The sequence below is a fragment of the Vibrio sp. V04_P4A5T148 genome (assembly GCF_963875605.1).
In the GTDB taxonomy this organism is placed as follows: Bacteria; Pseudomonadota; Gammaproteobacteria; order Enterobacterales; family Vibrionaceae; genus Vibrio; species Vibrio anguillarum.
On sequence record NZ_CAWNMS010000036.1, the window covers coordinates 1 to 17,691 of the forward strand.

Annotated in this window: 16 protein-coding genes; 6 read left to right on the forward strand and 10 right to left on the reverse strand. The window is 45.1% G+C overall.

The genetic code is table 11. The features are described from left to right. Positions 1-201: 201 nt before the first annotated feature. On the reverse strand, positions 202-2,832 hold the full coding sequence (topA, locus tag AACT18_RS07030) for a type I DNA topoisomerase (protein ID WP_017044653.1): 2,631 nt from the start codon (positions 2,830-2,832) through the stop codon (positions 202-204). 520 nt (positions 2,833-3,352) lie between these two features. Between topA and AACT18_RS07035 the strand changes: the two genes are divergently transcribed. After that, on the forward strand, positions 3,353-3,604 hold the full coding sequence (locus AACT18_RS07035) for a YciN family protein (protein WP_013857082.1): 252 nt from the start codon (positions 3,353-3,355) through the stop codon (positions 3,602-3,604). A 60-nt stretch (positions 3,605-3,664) separates the two neighbouring features. On the opposite strand, the gene aroA is transcribed toward AACT18_RS07035, so the two are convergent. After that, positions 3,665-4,945: a 3-phosphoshikimate 1-carboxyvinyltransferase gene (gene aroA / locus AACT18_RS07040; protein WP_094125817.1), complete on the reverse strand. Its 1,281-nt coding sequence runs from the start codon at positions 4,943-4,945 to the stop codon at positions 3,665-3,667. A 205-nt stretch (positions 4,946-5,150) separates the two neighbouring features. Here aroA and aat point away from each other — a divergent pair, with 205 nt between their 5' ends. From aat to infA, 3 genes are all read left to right on the forward strand, one after another. Next, entirely contained in the window at positions 5,151-5,867 is a 717-nt protein-coding gene (gene aat / locus AACT18_RS07045) for a leucyl/phenylalanyl-tRNA--protein transferase (protein WP_013857084.1), read from the forward strand. 2 nt (positions 5,868-5,869) lie between these two features. Further along, positions 5,870-6,568 (forward strand): arginyltransferase, encoded by a 699-nt coding sequence (locus AACT18_RS07050; protein ID WP_013857085.1) that lies wholly within the window; start codon positions 5,870-5,872, stop codon positions 6,566-6,568. A gap of 81 nt (positions 6,569-6,649) precedes the next feature. Beyond that, on the forward strand, positions 6,650-6,868 hold the full coding sequence (gene infA, locus AACT18_RS07055; protein ID WP_006075347.1) for a translation initiation factor IF-1: 219 nt from the start codon (positions 6,650-6,652) through the stop codon (positions 6,866-6,868). A gap of 142 nt (positions 6,869-7,010) precedes the next feature. On the opposite strand, the gene clpA is transcribed toward infA, so the two are convergent. After that, positions 7,011-9,281, reverse strand: a complete 2,271-nt coding sequence (clpA, locus tag AACT18_RS07060; protein WP_013857086.1) for an ATP-dependent Clp protease ATP-binding subunit ClpA — start codon at positions 9,279-9,281, stop codon at positions 7,011-7,013. Between the two features lie 42 nt (positions 9,282-9,323). Then, the gene (clpS, locus tag AACT18_RS07065) at positions 9,324-9,644 is read right to left on the reverse strand and encodes an ATP-dependent Clp protease adapter ClpS (RefSeq protein WP_010319243.1); all 321 of its coding nucleotides are present in this window, start codon (positions 9,642-9,644) and stop codon (positions 9,324-9,326) included. A 473-nt stretch (positions 9,645-10,117) separates the two neighbouring features. Between clpS and cspD the strand changes: the two genes are divergently transcribed. After that, positions 10,118-10,339 (forward strand): cold shock domain-containing protein CspD, encoded by a 222-nt coding sequence (cspD, locus tag AACT18_RS07070; protein ID WP_013857087.1) that lies wholly within the window; start codon positions 10,118-10,120, stop codon positions 10,337-10,339. Positions 10,340-10,418: 79 nt separating this feature from the next. Here the strand turns inward: cspD and AACT18_RS07075 are convergent, their stop codons facing one another. After that, a complete protein-coding gene (locus tag AACT18_RS07075) occupies positions 10,419-12,644 on the reverse strand; it encodes an NADP-dependent isocitrate dehydrogenase (protein ID WP_026028830.1) in 2,226 nt (741 codons plus the stop codon). A gap of 361 nt (positions 12,645-13,005) precedes the next feature. Between AACT18_RS07075 and AACT18_RS07080 the strand changes: the two genes are divergently transcribed. After that, entirely contained in the window at positions 13,006-13,689 is a 684-nt protein-coding gene (locus AACT18_RS07080; RefSeq protein ID WP_217897997.1) for a pseudouridine synthase, read from the forward strand. 50 nt (positions 13,690-13,739) lie between these two features. Here the strand turns inward: AACT18_RS07080 and hisIE are convergent, their stop codons facing one another. From hisIE to hisB, 5 genes are read right to left on the reverse strand one after another with little or no spacing between them, the layout of a single operon-like run. After that, entirely contained in the window at positions 13,740-14,375 is a 636-nt protein-coding gene (gene hisIE, locus AACT18_RS07085; RefSeq protein ID WP_017043909.1) for a bifunctional phosphoribosyl-AMP cyclohydrolase/phosphoribosyl-ATP diphosphatase HisIE, read from the reverse strand. After that, entirely contained in the window at positions 14,372-15,145 is a 774-nt protein-coding gene (gene hisF, locus AACT18_RS07090; protein ID WP_017044649.1) for an imidazole glycerol phosphate synthase subunit HisF, read from the reverse strand. The genes hisIE and hisF overlap by 4 nt, the downstream gene beginning before the upstream one ends. Further along, a complete protein-coding gene (hisA, locus tag AACT18_RS07095) occupies positions 15,127-15,864 on the reverse strand; it encodes a 1-(5-phosphoribosyl)-5-[(5-phosphoribosylamino)methylideneamino]imidazole-4-carboxamide isomerase (RefSeq protein WP_019281965.1) in 738 nt (245 codons plus the stop codon). Before hisA ends, hisF begins: the two co-directional genes overlap by 19 nt. Positions 15,865-15,877: 13 nt before the next feature. After that, positions 15,878-16,540, reverse strand: coding sequence for an imidazole glycerol phosphate synthase subunit HisH (gene hisH, locus AACT18_RS07100; RefSeq protein ID WP_017044648.1), 663 nt, complete (start codon positions 16,538-16,540; stop codon positions 15,878-15,880). Then, entirely contained in the window at positions 16,540-17,613 is a 1,074-nt protein-coding gene (hisB, locus tag AACT18_RS07105; RefSeq protein ID WP_013857094.1) for a bifunctional histidinol-phosphatase/imidazoleglycerol-phosphate dehydratase HisB, read from the reverse strand. The genes hisH and hisB overlap by 1 nt, the downstream gene beginning before the upstream one ends. Positions 17,614-17,691 lie beyond the last annotated feature (78 nt).

Here is a 17,691-nt window from a genome sequence, read left to right on the forward strand (position 1 = left end):
GCTATCTCCTGTGTACAAGACTCTGAACATCCGACACTCCGCCCGCTCACGGATAGTTAATCAATACTGCCTTACACATGGAATGTCAAAATATTGGCGACACATTCTCCATGAATAGTATGAATAGTTGAACTTGCTCAAACTCCAGCCAAAAAAAAAGGTAGCCCGAAGGCTACCTTTTCGCATTGATCACATTAAAGGCTATTTTTTAGCGTTTTTACGCTTATCGGTAATTTCCCACCGCCCATTATCGTACAACGCCGTCCAACCTGAGGGTTTACCATCTATCTCAGTGCGTACATAGTGTTCTTTTGACTTACGACTAAAGCGTACAACCGCCGCCACACCATCAGGATCATGTGCAGGCGCATCAGCTAAGTATTGATACTTTGGTGCTAGGCGCTCTTTGAAACGAGCCAATTCTTCAACCAATGGCGCACGTGTCTCGCGAGATTTCGGGAAATTGCTCGCCGCAAGAAACAGGCCTGAAGCGCCATCACGCAGTACAAAATACGCATCCGAGTTTTCACAAGGCAATTCAGGGAAATGGATAGGATCTTCTTTTGGTGGAGCAACTTCGCCGCTTCTTAAGATCTTACGCGTATTTTTACAGTCATCGCTGGTGCAATCCATGTACTTACCAAAACGGCCATTTTTCAGTACCATGTTTGACCCACACTTGTCACACTCGACAACTGGGCCATCATAGCCTTTAACTTTAAACTCACCGAATTCTACAACGTAACCTTCGCAGTTCGGATTGTTCCCGCACACATGCATTTTACGTGTGTCATCGATTAGGTACGCATCCATCGCCGTTTCACAGATAGGACAACGCTTTTTAGCGCGCAGTGCAGCCGTTTCAACATCTTCTTCCAAGACATTGATGACGCCTTCTTCGTCACCTAGGTTAATGGTGGTTTTACAACGCTCTTTAGGCGGCAGTGCATAACCAGAACAACCGAGGAACACCCCTGTAGAGGCTGTACGAATTCCCATTGGACGTGAACATGTCGGACATTGAATGTCGGTCATCACGATGTGGTTGGGTTTCATACCACCTTGTTCTTCATCCAGTTCAGCCGTTTCTAAATCTGCAGTGAAATCTTTAAAGAAATCGTCCAAGACTCCTTTCCAATTTGCAGATCCTGCTGCAATTTGGTCCAGCTTTTCTTCCATTCGCGCGGTGAAGTCATAGTTCATCAAGTCATTGAAACTGTCATCCAGACGATCGGTGACGATTTCACCCATTTTCTCAGCATAAAAACGTCGCTGATCCACTTTCACATAGCCGCGATCTTGAATCGTAGAGATGATAGAAGCATACGTCGATGGTCGGCCTATACCACGCTTTTCAAGCTCTTTTACCAGCGCAGCTTCCGTATAACGTGCCGGTGGCTTAGTGAAATGTTGTTTTGGATCTAACGTTTGCAATAACAACGTTTCGCCCACTTTCACTGGAGGTAAAATTTGGTCTTCATTCTTACCCATTGGACGTTGAACTCGTGTCCAACCATCAAATTTAAGGATGCGACCTTTCGCCTTAAGGGTAAATTCTGCCGCTTTCACGCTCACAGTGGTCGAATCGTATTGAGCTGGCGTCATTTGGCAAGCAACAAACTGATTCCAGATTAGCGCGTATAGCTTATGAGCATCCGCTTCCATACCTTGTAAATCATCGGCTTTAACATCCACACTGGATGGACGAATCGCTTCGTGCGCTTCTTGAGCGCCCTGCTTACTTCCATAAGCTAACGGATTCTCAGGTAAGTAGGCCTGTCCAAACTCACTCCCAATATAGCTGCGAACCGCTTCGACCGCTTCAGCACTTAAGTTGGTTGAATCGGTACGCATATAAGTGATGTAACCCGCCTCATACAAGCGCTGAGCTAGCATCATCGTTTTCTTCACTCCGTAACCCAAGCGAGTACTGGCTGCTTGCTGTAACGTAGATGTGATAAAAGGAGCGGAAGGTTTACTGCTGGTTGGGCGGTCTTCACGTTTACACACTTCGTAAGAAGCTTTTTCTAAAATCGAAACCGCTGATTTAGCTTCCGCTTCGTTGACAGGTTTAAACGCTACATCATTTTTTTGCGCAACCAACAGACGGAAATCCGTTTTATCTTGCGTTTTCGTATCAGCATGGATATCCCAGAACTCTTCGGGGACAAACGCGTTAATTTCACGCTCACGCTCAACAAGTAATTTCACCGCCACCGATTGGACGCGACCCGCAGACAGGCCACGCGCCACTTTTTTCCAAAGTAATGGAGAGACCATAAAACCCACCACACGGTCCATGAAACGACGCGCTTGTTGGGCGTTTACACCGTCGATATTCAATTCACCCGGTGTTTGGAAGGCTTGTTGGATTGCATTTTTAGTAATTTCGTTAAATACAACTCGTTTGTATCGCTGTTCATCGCCACCGATGATCTCACGAAGGTGCCAAGCGATGGCCTCTCCTTCGCGGTCCAAATCGGTGGCGAGATAAATGCAGTCGGCATCCTTGGCAAGCTTTTGCAATTCCGCCACTACTTTTTCTTTACCCGGCAAAATTTGGTAATTCGCTTCCCAGCCGTGATAAGGGTCGATGCCCATCTTCTTAATTAACGAACTGCGGTCTTTCTCGCTTTTCAAGCGTGCTTTCTCTTCAGCGCTAAGGTTCTTTGAAGAAGAACTAGGCGTTGCTTTTTTAGCGGTACTTTGACCTGCGGTTGGAAGATCACGAACATGCCCTACGCTCGACTTAACAATAAAATCTTTACCAAGATATTTATTGATCGTTTTAGCCTTGGCTGGCGATTCCACTATAACGAGTGATTTACCCATAATTGACTCAAATGCCCTTAATCATTACGCGAAAGTAAATCGCATGACGTTCTAAATTATTGCTTCTTTTTTTACTATCGAGCCAGTTAACAAGAAGATCAACATGTTTTTTAAAAATAAAATTCAACCACTCAATAATTGGTCAAAATGCAACCAGAGCTCAGTGGCCTATTCTCCGCCAGCCTTCCAACCTTAATTGCGAAGTTTAAAATCGAATCCTGTGGTACTTGTGAGCTTGACTTTCATTGCTGCAGCACTCTACTAAACGTGCTTTGGCGCTCATACTAAAGTGAGTATTATCAGTTCGCGAAATAAATCCAATGAAATATGCCGTAAGTCACACATTCTCATTGCATAAAAAATCGGCTTTCTTGATTAAGCTTAGACGTGACTTCTCTCTTTGGTCAAAGCTTGAGAATCCACTCCATCGAATTTTGCGCCGAATTCTATTTGAAATCATTGAAATTACCTACCCTTTTACGGCACTATCCTCGCACATCTACTCATAGGACCGTAAAAGATGAGCGAAAAACAATCTATTACTGAATTTGATTTGCTACTTATTGCAAACCAAATCATTCAAGAACATGATGCTTATATCGTTGGCATGCGCGCCGATAGCGTTGAAGAAAAAGAGGATGTATTAGTTTTTAAAGGCAACTATTTTTTAGACGACAAGGGGCTGCCAACACCTAATACCACTGCGGTATTTAACATGTTCAAGTACCTTGCCTTGCATTTATCAAAGCAATTTACTCTCGTTCAATCGTAATTCTTGATGAAAAAAAGCCTCATTCGAGGCTTTTCATTATTGGGTTTAAACGCTCAATGCCTAGTGGCTTAGTTGCGCAAGCTGTTCAAAATAATCAGGAAACGTTTTCGAAGTACATTTAGGATCATTAATCGTCACTGCGGTATCGCTCAGTGCAACCAGCGAAAAACACATCGCCATTCGATGATCGTCATAAGTGTCGATTGCCGCATGCTGTAATGACGTTGGTGGTGTGATGATAATGTAATCATCCCCTTCCTCAACCTCTGCACCCACTTTACGCAGCTCCGTCGCCATTGCAGCTAAACGATCAGTTTCTTTAACACGCCAATTATATACGTTGCGAATGGCTGTGGTGCCTTTGGCAAATAATGCGGTCGTCGCAATGGTCATAGCCGCATCAGGAATGTGATTAAAATCGAGATCAACCGCATTAAGCTCTCCACGACGAGCGATGACATAATCATTCCCCCATTCGATGACTGCGCCCATTTTTTCTAGCGCATCGGCAAATTGAATATCTCCTTGGATACTGTTTTTACCAATACCAGTAACTTTTACTTCGCCACCTTTGATAGCCGCCGCCGCGAGGAAGTAAGAAGCAGAGGATGCATCCCCTTCCACCAAAAACTGCCCAGGAGAAACATACGATTGCCCAGCTGGGATCACAAATTGAGTGTAGTTATGGTTGATCACTTTTACACCAAACTGCGCCATGATGTGTAACGTGATATCAATGTAGGGCTTTGAGACCAAGTCACCAACGATGTTTATCGTCATTTCACCATCAGACAGTGGCGCAGCCATTAAAAAGGCGGTCAAAAATTGACTCGAGATTGAACCGTCAATCGCCACGGTTCCAGCTTTAAGGCCGGTTGCCGTAATTTTTAACGGCGGGAAGTCTTCGTTTTCAAGGTACTCAATATCAGCGCCCGCTTCACGTAACGCTGTAACGAGATGACCGATTGGACGTTCTTTCATCCTCGGCTCACCAGTCAAAATGAATTCACCCTGTCCAAGAACTAATGCTGCCGCAAGTGGACGCATTGCCGTCCCTGCATTACCTAAAAACAGCTCAACGGATTGCTCGATGCTAAAAGGCCGACCCAAACCTTTTATTTCACACACCGTTTTGTCGTCTGACAAACGATACTCCACACCAAGTTTTGCTAGTGCGTTGAGCATGTGGCGAATGTCGTCACTGTCTAACAAGTTCGTTAGCTTAGTCGTACCACTTGCCAGAGCGGCAAGCAGTAGTGTTCGGTTTGAGACACTTTTGGAACCGGGTAAATTGACTTGCCCATTAATTTTTTTTATTGGTTGTAACGTGAGGCTTTCCATTCGAGTTGTGTTTCCTTGCATCTTCCAAAGAGCTCCTGTTTGCTCTGGGAAAATGAAAATTCTTCGTACTTGCAGCCTATCTAAAAATAAAAGCGAACTCCAGTACAAATATGGCCTGATAGTAATGATTGGCAAACTATTGAAAAATCCCTACTATCCTCATTCCGTGGCCTTATCTTGATGGTTAACCCAGATCGGATCGAACATGACTATTTACCTTCCTCAACTTGCGCTTGATGATTTCTCTTTTCCTTCCGCTGATGAGGCGCTAGAAGAGCCAAATGGACTGCTCGCGTTTGGTGGAGATTTACAACCAGAACGTATTTATAATGCTTATCGACACGGAATTTTTCCTTGGTATGGCCCACAAGAGCCTATTCTTTGGTGGAGCCCCGCTCCACGAGCTGTGTTTAACCCACAAACTTTTTCTCCAGCTAAAAGCGTTAAAAAATTCCAGCGAAAACATCAATATAAAATAAGCCTTAACCATGCAACTAAAGAGGTAATTACAAGTTGCGCCAACGTAAGACCCGCAGATCAAACTTGGCTAAATGAAGAGATGCGCAGCGCCTACCTCGCCCTTGCGGCTTCTGGCCGTTGTCATTCGGTTGAGGTGTGGCAGGAAGATAAATTGATCGGCGGGCTCTATGGCATACAAATGGGCCAAATGTTTTGCGGTGAGTCGATGTTTAGTATCAAAGCCAATGCATCAAAAATTGCGCTTTGGTATTTTTGCCAGCATTTTCAATCACACGGTGGACAGTTGATTGATTGTCAGGTGATGAATCCGCATCTGGCATCATTGGGAGCTTTCGAATTAGAGCGCGACGATTTTCTCAAATCCTTGCTATCTTTTAGAGATAGCTCTGTCGATGAGCGCTGCTTTACACCCCAGTGGATCACCTTGCCTAATGAAGGATAACCATGAGCTCAGATTTACAGCAAATACGCATCGGTTTAACCAATAACCACCCTTGTAGCTATTTAAAAGATAGACAAGAACGTGTCGCTGTGACTTTAGACTCCGCCATGCAATCGCCTGAGAATTATGAAATTCTACTCGCAAATGGTTTTCGACGCAGTGGGGATACCATTTACAAACCTCACTGTGACAATTGCAACTCCTGCCAAGCATTGCGTGTTTTTGTTGACCAAGTCAAGCTATCAACCAGTCAAAAGCGGTTACTCAAAAAGGCACACGCTTTTCAGTGGCAGTTGAAACCAACCATGGATTCGGGTTGGTTTGCACTCTATGCCCGCTATATTGAAGCGCGACATAAAGAGGGCAGCATGTACCCTCCCAACGAGCAGGAGTTTGAAACCTTTTCCGCTTGTCGTTGGCTAGATACTCAATACCTGCATATTTATCAAAACGGACAACTGGTCGCGATTGCGGTGACGGATATTTTACAAAACAGTGCCAGCGCCTTTTATACCTTTTATGATCCAGAGTCAGATCTGTCACTCGGAACACTTGGCGTTTTATTTCAACTGCAATATTGCCAAGCCACACAGAAACAATGGTTATATTTGGGTTATCAAATTGATGAATGCCCAGCAATGAACTACAAAGTACGCTTTGAGCGCCATCAAAAGCTAGTAAATCAACGTTGGCAAGGGTAGAATACGCCCCAACTTTACATATTTATCTTTTAGCGGCAGAATGCGTCCGTTAAAAATCGCCAAGTTTCTAAAGAGGATTAAATGGCTAAAGAAGACGTAATTGAGATGCAAGGCACTGTCCTTGATACTCTTCCAAACACAATGTTCCGTGTTGAGCTAGAAAACGGCCACGTAGTAACAGCTCACATCTCTGGTAAAATGCGTAAGAACTACATTCGTATTCTTACTGGTGACAAAGTAACTGTAGAGATGACTCCATACGACCTAACTAAAGGCCGCATCGTCTTCCGTGCTCGTTAATCTCTGATTTTCGAACGCAACAAAAAACGGAGCTAAATGCTCCGTTTTTTGTTACTTATAGAACTGGATTAAATGCAATGCATAGAAGAAAGCACGCCTCAGCGTGCTTTTGTTATTAGGTGATAAGCATCGGGATTACCGATTAGTGAACCGCTTCTTCACGAGAACCAATGTACTTAAACTTAAGCTCTTCGCCATCTAAATCCACTTTCACTGTGCCGCCATCGACCAACGAGCCAAACAACAACTCATTCGCTAATGGCTTTTTCAGCTTATCCTGAATCACGCGGCCCATCGGACGAGCGCCCATCTCAATATCGTAGCCTTTCACAGCAAGCCAATGACGAGCATCCTCAGAAACCTCTAACGATACACCTCTCGCATCGAGTTGAGCTTGTAGTTCAACAATAAACTTATCAACCACTTGATGGATTACACGCTCATCCAAACGATTAAACCAGATGATGTTATCTAAACGGTTACGAAATTCGGGTGTGAATACTTTCTTAATCTCTGACATCGCATCAAAACTATTGTCTTGTTGGATAAGACCAATCGATTTTTTCACTGTCTCTGCAACACCTGCGTTGGTTGTCATCACCAAAATGATGTTACGGAAATCCGCTTTTCGTCCATTGTTATCGGTTAAAGTGCCGTTATCCATGACTTGAAGTAACAAGTTAAAAATATCAGGGTGCGCTTTCTCAATCTCATCAAGTAGCACCACTGAATGTGGATGTTTAATCACAGCATCAGTTAGCAAGCCACCTTGGTCATACCCAACATAACCAGGAGGAGCACCAATTAAACGACTCACCGAGTGACGTTCACCATACTCAGACATATCAAAACGCAGCAGCTCAATGCCAAGTAGCTTCGATAACTGCACTGTCACTTCTGTTTTACCCACGCCTGTTGGCCCTGCAAACAAGAATGAGCCCACCGGTTTATTGTCGGCACCTAAGCCAGCGCGTGAGAGTTTGATCGCCTCACTCAATACATCGATAGCGTCATCTTGTCCAAATACCAACATTTTCATTTTTCTATCAAGGTGCTGCAAAATGTCTTTATCGGAAGAAGAGACCGATTTTTCTGGAATACGCGCCATTTTAGCAACCATCGCTTCAATATCGGCCACTCCAACGGTTTTCTTGCGACGACTTGCAGGTGCCAACCTTGAACGTGCTCCCGCTTCATCAATCACATCAATCGCTTTATCAGGCAAATGACGTTCATTGATGTATTTTGCAGAAAGCTCTACGGCCGCACGTAACGCTTTATTGGTGTAACGTACATCATGGTGCGCCTCGTATTTTGTTTTCAGGCCCATAAGTATTTTAGTGGTGTCATCCAACGATGGCTCGACCACATCGATTTTTTGAAAACGGCGAGCCAGCGCGCGCTCTTTTTCAAAGATGTTGTTGTACTCTTGATAAGTCGTTGAGCCGATGCAGCGCAATTTACCGCTGCTAAGCAGAGGTTTGATTAAGTTAGCCGCATCCACCTGACCACCAGAAGCGGCACCCGCACCGATGATGGTATGAATTTCATCAATAAATAGGATCGCGTCCTGCTCTTTTTCAAGCTGTTTCAAAATGGTTTTAAAACGCTTTTCAAAATCGCCACGATACTTAGTTCCAGCGAGTAATGAGCCAATATCCAGTGAATAAATAACGCTATTTTGAATGATTTCAGGCACTTGGCCTTCCACAATACGCCACGCCAGCCCTTCCGCAATCGCCGTTTTACCGACTCCCGCTTCTCCCACTAACAGCGGATTATTTTTACGGCGACGACACAACACTTGAATGGTTCGTTCTAGTTCTTTATCACGCCCAATTAGCGGGTCAATCAACCCTTGCTTTGCCAATTGGTTGAGGTTGCTGGCAAAGCTTTCCAAACGTTCATCAGAACTGACTTCATCAGCTGATTCGCTGCTAAAAGAGTCGGAAGAGGCTGAATTATCACTTGCGCTGGAAGCTTTAGTGATGCCGTGCGAAATGTAGTTGACGATATCTAAGCGACTGATGTCATTTTTTTTCAGTAGGTAAGCCGCGTGTGACTCCTGCTCACTAAAGATTGCAACCAGTACATTCGCCCCTGTGACTTCATTGCGGCCAGAGGATTGCACATGAAATACAGCACGTTGCAGCACACGTTGAAAACTCAATGTAGGTTGCGTTTCACGTGTTTCGTCACTTTCAGGAATAAGAGGTGTGGTTTGATCAATAAAAATATCAAGCTCTTGGCGTAAGGCATCCAAATCCGCTTGGCAGGCTAATAAGGCCTCTCTGGCTGCATCATTTTCTAATAACGCAAGTAGGAGGTGCTCGACGGTCATGAATTCATGTCTTTTGTCTCGCGCTCGAGCGAACGCGCCGTTTAGACTCGACTCTAGTTCTTTATTAAGCATAAGTACCTCCTTAAGGAACCACTTTGTTGCTCCAGCAAGCGACTACGCTTGCTCCATAGTACAAAGCAGTGGATGCTCATTTTCCCTTGAGTACAAAGTAACTTGAGCTACTTTGGTCTCTGCAATCTCGGCACTGAACGTGCCACAAATTGCTTTCCCTTCATAATGCACCTTGAGCATTATCTGTGTTGCTTTGTCGATATCCATCGAGAAGAATCGCTCAAGGATTTCAATCACAAACTCCATCGGCGTGTAGTCATCGTTATTAAGAACTACGTTGTACATCGCTGGTGGTTTAATTGCTGTCTTCTCTTTCTCCAGAAGATCTGAGTCTGGAGTCACCCATTCAAAATGTTTACTCATGATGACCGTATTTAGAGTGCTTCTCTACCTAGTGGAACCGTGTGCCTCTCAGTAACCATTGTGTCGTTGGAATCTATTAATGTTATTAGTGCTACCGACACAGTTGAAAAACAACCCTTACTTAGAGACTAATGCAGCAATTGTATCGCTGCAAATAAAACATTGCTATTCCGAACTATCAACGGCGTAGTTGATTAAAAAGAAAACAAAAGCAACTGCTTTCTTTAACTATTTCATTCTTAACGCCCTATTTAATCGTTACAACAATGTAAACCTGAAAAGTGATTTATTTGCAAATATGTCGAGTATCATACCTTTTGCCTATTGACTGCGCCGAATCATTGACTACATTGGTCAATTAGTGACTAAAAATTTGGCAGCGGCTGAATTGATATTCACATTCGGGTAACGTTTTTAGGATAAGTTTCTCGATAACAACATCAGTAACTAAAATGCAATGAGGGATGTAAAGCATGGCTACAGGTACAGTAAAATGGTTTAACAACGCCAAAGGATTTGGGTTTATTTGTCCAGAAGGTGAGGATACCGATATTTTTGCTCACTATTCAACCATTCAAATGGAAGGCTACCGCACACTCAAAGCGGGCCAACAAGTTTCCTACGAGATTGAACAGGGGCCGAAAGGTTATCACGCTAGCGCTGTTGTTCCAATCGAAGGTCAACTTGCAAAATAATCGCTGCCAAACGTGTATTTGATGAAAAACCCGCCGAACTGGCGGGTTTTTTTATTGCTTAGAGGTGAATAACTGAAGGTTAAGCGCCAATGATCGCGTTCAAGGTTTGGCTTGGACGCATTAGTGCTGATGCTTTTTCAAACACTGGCGCATAGTAACCACCCAAATCACCCGGAGTACCTTGTGCCTGATTCAGCTCAGAGACGATAACCTGTTCATTTTCTTGCAGCTGTTTCGCAATCGGTGCGAATTCCGCCGCTAAATCAGCATCCGCCGTCTGCTCTGCTAAGGCCTCAGCCCAATAGGTTGCAAGATAGTAGTGACTGCCACGGTTATCAAGCTCACCAACTCTGCGCGATGGTGATTTATTGAGATCAAGGAACTTACCAGTGGCTTTATCAAGCGCATCGGCTAGTACTTTCGCTTTCGCATTTCCAGTGACAACACTCAAATGTTCCAAAGACGCCGCCAGCGCTAAAAACTCGCCTAACGAATCCCAACGTAAGTGGTTTTCTTTCTCAACCTGCTGAACGTGTTTTGGCGCAGAGCCACCAGCACCTGTTTCAAACAAACCACCGCCATTCATCAAGGGAACAATCGACAACATTTTAGCCGAAGTACCGAGCTCAAGAATGGGGAATAGATCCGTGAGGTAATCACGCAGTACGTTACCCGTAACTGAGATGGTATCTTTACCCGCTTTGAGACGCTCAAGTGTGAACAGAGTCGCTTCAACGGGTGATAGGATCTGAATATCTAAGCCAGCCGTATCATGATCAGCAAGGTAGACGTTGACTTTTTTGATCAATTCACGGTCATGCGCACGCTGATCGTCTAACCAGAAAATCGCAGGAACGCCAGTAGCTCTGGCGCGAGTCACGGCCAGTTTCACCCAGTCTTGGATCGGTGCATCTTTCACTTGGCACATGCGGAAAATATCACCAGCTTCAACAGCTTGCTCTAGCAATACTTTGCCGGAGGTATCCACAACACGTACCGAACCCGCTGCATCGAGGATAAAGGTTTTATCGTGCGATCCATATTCTTCAGCTTTTTGCGCCATAAGGCCCACGTTTGGCACACTGCCCATCGTGGTGGGATCAAATGCGCCGTGCTTTTTACAAAAATCAATCACCGCTTGATAAACGCCAGCGTAGCAGCGATCGGGGATCAGTGCTTTGGTGTCTTGTTGCTTGCCATCTGGCCCCCACATTTGACCAGAAGCGCGCAGCATTGCTGGCATTGACGCATCAACAATGATATCGCTTGGGACATGTAGGTTAGTAATACCTCGGTCAGAATCGACCATAGCAAGCGGTGGCTGCGTGTTATAAACCGCTTGAATCGCGGCTTCAATTTCTTCTTTCTGTGCTTGTGGCAATGCTTGAATTTTCGCGTAAACATCGCCTAGGCCATTGTTGACATCAACACCTAATGAGTCAAACAACGCGCCATACTTCGCAAATACGTCTTTGTAGTACACTTTAACGGCATGGCCGAAAATGACTGGGTCAGACACTTTCATCATGGTTGCTTTCATGTGCAAGGAAAGCAGCACATCTTGCTGTTTCGCTGCTGCGATTTGTTGCTCGAAAAACTCAACTAACGCTTTTTTGCTTAGAACTGAAGCATCGATAATTTCTTTATCAAGCAGCGCAAACTCTTTCTTTAAGACTTTAGTCGAGCCATCATGGCCGACAAACTCAATTTTGACCTTAGTGTCACCTTCAATGGTGACTGACTTTTCTGTTCCATAGAAATCTTTGTCTTGCATGCTGGCAACATGTGAACGGGATTGCGGTGACCATGCGCCCATTGAATGTGGGTTTTTCTTAGCATAATTCTTGACTGATAATGGTGCGCGGCGATCGGAGTTTCCTTCACGCAACACAGGGTTAACCGCACTACCTTTGATTTTATCGTAAGTCGCTTTAATCGCTTCCTCTTCGTAGGTACTTGGTTCTTCAGGATAATTTGGTAGGTCGTAACCTTTTTCCTGCAACTCTTTAATCGCGGCTTTCAATTGTGGGACCGATGCAGAAACGTTAGGCAGTTTAATAATATTCGCTTCTGGTTTGGTCGCCAGTTCACCTAATTCGGCAAGCGCATCACTTACACGTTGATTTTCTTTTAAATGTTCTGGGAAGCTGGCAAGGATACGCGCAGCCAGTGAAATATCGCGGGTTTCAACGCTAATGCCTGACGAGGCGGTAAAGGATTGGATAATCGGCAATAAAGAATAAGTGGCCAGTGCTGGTGCTTCGTCTGTAATGGTATAAATAATTGTAGGTTTTTCTGTAGGCATGAAAAATTTCCCTATTTGTTCTAGCAGCACCATTGGATGAAACAGCGCTGTGTGATTGTCCGTGTCAAGTGGGTTAGCATCCTCGCGACTTGAACACGATAGCGTCACTCTTTCAAAAACTGAATCGAATGTCGTTGAGCGTTATCCGATTTTAGTCATTGAGTGAAAATACGTATACACCCAAACCCTTTATTGATACTGAATCCAAATAGCATGGGTTGAGTATAATTAAACAAAACTAGGATAATAGTCTATTATCTTGTGCGTCAATCCTGTTTCTGGGCGCGCAAATCATAGCTTAAATCCAAAGTTCAGAAAACTTTCAAACACACTTCATTTACATTTTTGCAAGGTAGTTAACATGTCATCCCGCTTGCGTCGTGATTCTTCATCAGTATCAAAACCCTCTGGCTCTTCTCATTTTAAACGGCGCGATCCACATCAGCGCTCAACCGCCCGCTCCTCCTCATCTGCAGAAGAGGTAAAAAAACGAGTATCACTTGCTGATCGAAAAGTCATCATCTTTAATAAGCCTTTTGATACGCTAAGCCAGTTTACCGATGGTGATGGGCGCAAAACTCTCGCTGATTTTATTCCCGTAAAAGAGGTATATGCCGCAGGTCGCTTGGACAGAGACAGCGAAGGTTTGATGGTGCTCACCAATGACGGCATCTTGCAAGCAAGACTAACGCAGCCGCAGTCAAAATTACCAAAAACGTATTGGGTTCAAGTAGAAGGAGAACCCGCTCAAAACGATTTAGATAAATTGCGCCAAGGTGTAGAGCTAAAAGATGGCATGACGCTGCCTGCCAAGGTTGAGATTTTGCAACCGCCTACCTTGTGGGAACGTAATCCACCGGTTCGTTTTCGCGCACAAATCCCAACCACATGGCTTGCGATTACCATTACTGAAGGTAAAAACCGGCAAGTACGACGTATGACAGCGCATATTGGCTTTCCAACACTGCGCTTAGTGCGCTACGCGATGGGCGACATTGTTTTAGGCGATCTACAACCCGGTGAGTGGAAAGAAATTAACCTCTAACACCGCTCTCAAAAAACGGAAGCCTCTTTATTTAAGAGGCTTCACTGTGTTTATTTATGGCGTTCTTTAAGCTTATCAATCACATCACTCAACGCTAATCCTTGGTCTTGCAATAGCACCAATAAGTGATAAATCAAATCAGCAGACTCACACACTAACTCCGCCTTATCGCCCGACGTCGCCGCAAGTGCAACTTCAACGCCCTCTTCGCCCACTTTCTGCGAAATACGCTTTGTTCCACGGGCATAAAGGCTAGCGGTGTAAGAGGAATCAGGGTCGGCACTCTTGCGGGCAGCCAATAGCTGCTCAAGCTGATGAAGCCACACCATTTGAGACTCTTCTTGTGCATCGTTATCCCAACAGGTTGTGGTTCCAGTATGGCACGTTGGCCCAATGGGATTCACTTTGACCAATAAAGTGTCGTTATCACAATCGAGCGCCATGTTTTTTAACTGTAACACATGACCAGAGGTCTCTCCTTTGGTCCAAAGGCGCTGTTTGCTGCGAGAAAAGAACGTCACTTGGCCTGTTTGCGCGGTTTTTTGCAACGCATCTTGGTTCATGTAACCCATCATAAGCACTTGACTTGATTGAAAATCTTGCACTATCGCCGGAACAAGGCCATCAACTTTGTTCCAATCAATACGCTCAGAAAGTGCAACCGCACTCGATACTTGAAAACTCATCGTCTTACCTCTACACCTTCTGCTTGTAAATATTGTTTTAATTCGCCGATATTGATGATCTGCTTGTGAAAAACCGATGCCGCCAACGCGCCATCGACATGAGCTTGTTGGTAAGCTTGCGCAAAGTGCTCCATCGTTCCCGCCCCGCCAGAAGCGATAAGTGGCACGCGACACACAGCACGTACCTTCTGGAGTTGCTGTAGATCATAACCATTACGCACGCCGTCTTGGTTCATCATATTCAATACGATTTCACCCGCACCACGTTTTTGTACCTCTTGTACCCAATCGCAAGTTTGCCACTGTGTTGCTTTGGTGCGCGTCTCATCGCCAGTAAATTGATAGACCTGATACTGACCCGTTTCTTGATCGAAGTAAGAGTCAATGCCGACCACAATACATTGCACGCCAAATTTATCCGCTAAGTCAGTAATCAACTGTGGGTTAGCGAGTGCTGGAGAGTTAATGGAGACTTTATCTGCACCAAATTCTAAAATTCGCGCAGCATCTTCGGCAGATTTAATACCGCCCGCGACGCAAAATGGAATATCAATCACTGCCGCGACACGCGCAACCCAACTTTTATCAACCACTCGGCCATCACTCGACGCGGTAATGTCGTAAAACACCAACTCATCCGCGCCCTCTTCGGCGTAGCGTTTTGCAAGCGGTACGATATCACCAATGATTTCGTGATTGCGAAACTGCACCCCTTTCACTACTTGTCCATCGCGGACATCCAAACAAGGAATTATGCGTTTTGCCAACATTCGAATGCCTCCTGAGCGGTGAACTTACCATCTAATAAGGCACGACCGACGATCACGCCAGCAACACCACTGCCTGTTAAGACTTTGATGTCCGCTAAGCTACCGATACCACCTGAGGATTGAAACTGTACTTGTGGGTACTGTTTGCATAAATCGATATACAACTCAACGTTAGAACCGGCTAGTGTGCCATCGCGGGAAATATCAGTGCACAATACGTGTGTCAAACCGACCGTTAGGTAATCATCAATCAAGGCTTCTATCGTTACACCTGAATCTTCTTGCCAACCTGAAATGGCCACTTTACGTGTGCCGTCTTGATCAATGTTGATGTCGAGCGCTAGCACAATTTTTTCTGCGCCATACTTTTCCATCCATCCTTTGACTAATTCAGGCTGTTTTACGGCCGTAGAACCGACAACCACGCGCTGCGCACCCGCATTTAATAAATCCACCACATCTTGCTCACTACGCACACCGCCACCAATTTGAATATTGGCAGGGGTACTGGCAAGCAGTTTGGCAATCAGATCAAGCTGTCGGGCTGAGGTATCTTTTGCACCCGTTAAATCGACAAGGTGCAACCAGTTAGCTCCAGCCTGATGATAGAGGCGAAACTGCTCTGCAGGATCCACTTTGTATTCGGTAACTTGACCATAATCGCCTTGAAATAAGCGAACCACTTGGCCATCAATTAAATCTAATGCTGGAATAATCATTGCTAATTCCCTTTTATAATTCCAAGAAGTTCTTGATCAGTGCTGAGCCTGCTTTGGATGAGCGCTCTGGGTGAAATTGGACACCATAGTAATTACCGCTTTGCAGCGCCGCGGTGAAAGGCTTACCGTATTCACATTCGGCAATCGTGTATTCACCGACGGGCATGGCGTAGCTATGGACAAAATAGAAATATTCACCCTGCTCAATGCCTTTAAACAGAGGATGGCCTCTTTCGGCATTGACCGTGTTCCAACCCATATGTGGCAGTGGTAAATCGCCTGTATCCATCAGGCGAACCTCACCATCACATAAACCCAAGCATTCAACAATGTCATTAGCTTGATCGTTAGCTTGCTGTCCTTTTTCTTCTGACAGCTGACCTAACAGTTGCATGCCTAAGCAGATGCCGAGCAGTGGTTTTTCAACCTGTTTCACCAAGGTGATTAAATCGCGCTGTTGCAGATTTTTCATCGCCTCACTTGCCGTACCGACACCGGGTAAAAACAGCTTATCTGCCGTCAACACCACATCAGGATCTTTTGAAATAGTGACTGGGTAACCCAAGCGTTCGATGGCAAATTTCACGGAAGAAACATTAGCGCAGCCTGTATCAATGATGACGACCTTTTGCGGCTGGCTGCTGTGATCACTCATCGCTTCGCGGACTGACGACATTACAGTACTCCTTTGCTGCTAGGTAGTTCATTGCCTTCCACTTTAATGGCTTGGCGCAATGTGCGGCCAAAAGCCTTAAACAAACTTTCAATAATATGGTGATCATTCTCACCACTGGATGAGAGATGCAGCGTACAGGCCAAAGTGTCGGTTAATGAACGGAAGAAGTGATATACCATTTCAGTGGAGAGATCGCCCACTTGCTCACGTGTAAAGGTGGCCTCAAATTTCAGATAAGGGCGACCCGATAGATCGAGCGCGCATTGTGCTAAACACTCATCCATCGGCAACGAAAAACCAAAACGACCAATGCCACGCTTATCGCCTAATGCCTCTTTTAAGGCTTGCCCGAGTGCTAATGCGGTATCTTCAATGGTGTGGTGATCATCAATGTGCAGATCACCATTGACGCTCAACTTCAATTGAAAACCACCATGGGTTGCGATTTGGTCAAGCATGTGGTCAAAAAAACCTAACCCCGTTGTAATTTGATTACCACCCGTTTCATCCAAATTGACCGCAACTTTAATGTCGGTCTCTTTAGTGGTTCTTACCACTTCGGCGCTGCGCGCTTTCACGGTTAAGTCTTTAACTATTTCACGCCATCCCATACTTTTCGGATGATATTGAATACCACGGATCGCCATATTTTCAGCCAGTTGCAGGTCGGTCATTCGATCGCCAATCACCACTGATTGCTGAAAATCGACTTTGCCTCCTTGCAGATACTCTTTAACCATCCCCAGTTTGGGTTTGCGGCAAGAGCAATTATCTTTTTCAAAGTGCGGGCAAATCAGCACATCATCAAAGATCACTCCTTGGGACTGAAAAATGTCCATCATCATCGCATGAGGGGCATCGAAATCCGCTTGAGGATAGCTATCCGTCCCCAGTCCATCTTGGTTGGTGACCATCACCAGCCGATAACCCGCAGCCTGCAAAGCCAGTAGGCTTGGGATCACATACGGCTCTAGTTTCAGTTTGTCTAAACGATCAACTTGGAAATCGACCGGAGGCTCAACAATTAAGGTGCCGTCACGATCAATAAAGAGAATTTTTTGCTGTTTGCTCACTGGAATATCCTTTTCTATTGGCCAGTAACGTCACTTAAACGACTGGCTCTTATTCATTTTTGGCTATTTATGGTGCTC

Excerpts from the sequence above, each read along its gene's own strand:
- clpS (WP_010319243.1), bottom strand. The coding sequence starts at position 9,644 with ATGAGTAAACATTTTGAATGGGTGACTCCAGACTCAGATCTTCTGGAG.
- aat (WP_013857084.1), top strand. The coding sequence starts at position 5,151 with ATGACTATTTACCTTCCTCAACTTGCGCTTGATGATTTCTCTTTTCCT.
- AACT18_RS07035 (WP_013857082.1), top strand. The coding sequence starts at position 3,353 with ATGAGCGAAAAACAATCTATTACTGAATTTGATTTGCTACTTATTGCA.
- hisA (WP_019281965.1), bottom strand. The coding sequence starts at position 15,864 with ATGATTATTCCAGCATTAGATTTAATTGATGGCCAAGTGGTTCGCTTA.
- hisF (WP_017044649.1), bottom strand. The coding sequence starts at position 15,145 with ATGTTGGCAAAACGCATAATTCCTTGTTTGGATGTCCGCGATGGACAA.
- aroA (WP_094125817.1), bottom strand. The coding sequence starts at position 4,945 with ATGGAAAGCCTCACGTTACAACCAATAAAAAAAATTAATGGGCAAGTC.
- hisH (WP_017044648.1), bottom strand. The coding sequence starts at position 16,540 with ATGTCGTCAGTCCGCGAAGCGATGAGTGATCACAGCAGCCAGCCGCAA.
- hisIE (WP_017043909.1), bottom strand. The coding sequence starts at position 14,375 with ATGAGTTTTCAAGTATCGAGTGCGGTTGCACTTTCTGAGCGTATTGAT.
- AACT18_RS07075 (WP_026028830.1), bottom strand. The coding sequence starts at position 12,644 with ATGCCTACAGAAAAACCTACAATTATTTATACCATTACAGACGAAGCA.
- topA (WP_017044653.1), bottom strand. The coding sequence starts at position 2,832 with ATGGGTAAATCACTCGTTATAGTGGAATCGCCAGCCAAGGCTAAAACG.
- AACT18_RS07080 (WP_217897997.1), top strand. The coding sequence starts at position 13,006 with ATGTCATCCCGCTTGCGTCGTGATTCTTCATCAGTATCAAAACCCTCT.
- infA (WP_006075347.1), top strand. The coding sequence starts at position 6,650 with ATGGCTAAAGAAGACGTAATTGAGATGCAAGGCACTGTCCTTGATACT.
- cspD (WP_013857087.1), top strand. The coding sequence starts at position 10,118 with ATGGCTACAGGTACAGTAAAATGGTTTAACAACGCCAAAGGATTTGGG.
- AACT18_RS07050 (WP_013857085.1), top strand. The coding sequence starts at position 5,870 with ATGAGCTCAGATTTACAGCAAATACGCATCGGTTTAACCAATAACCAC.
- clpA (WP_013857086.1), bottom strand. The coding sequence starts at position 9,281 with ATGCTTAATAAAGAACTAGAGTCGAGTCTAAACGGCGCGTTCGCTCGA.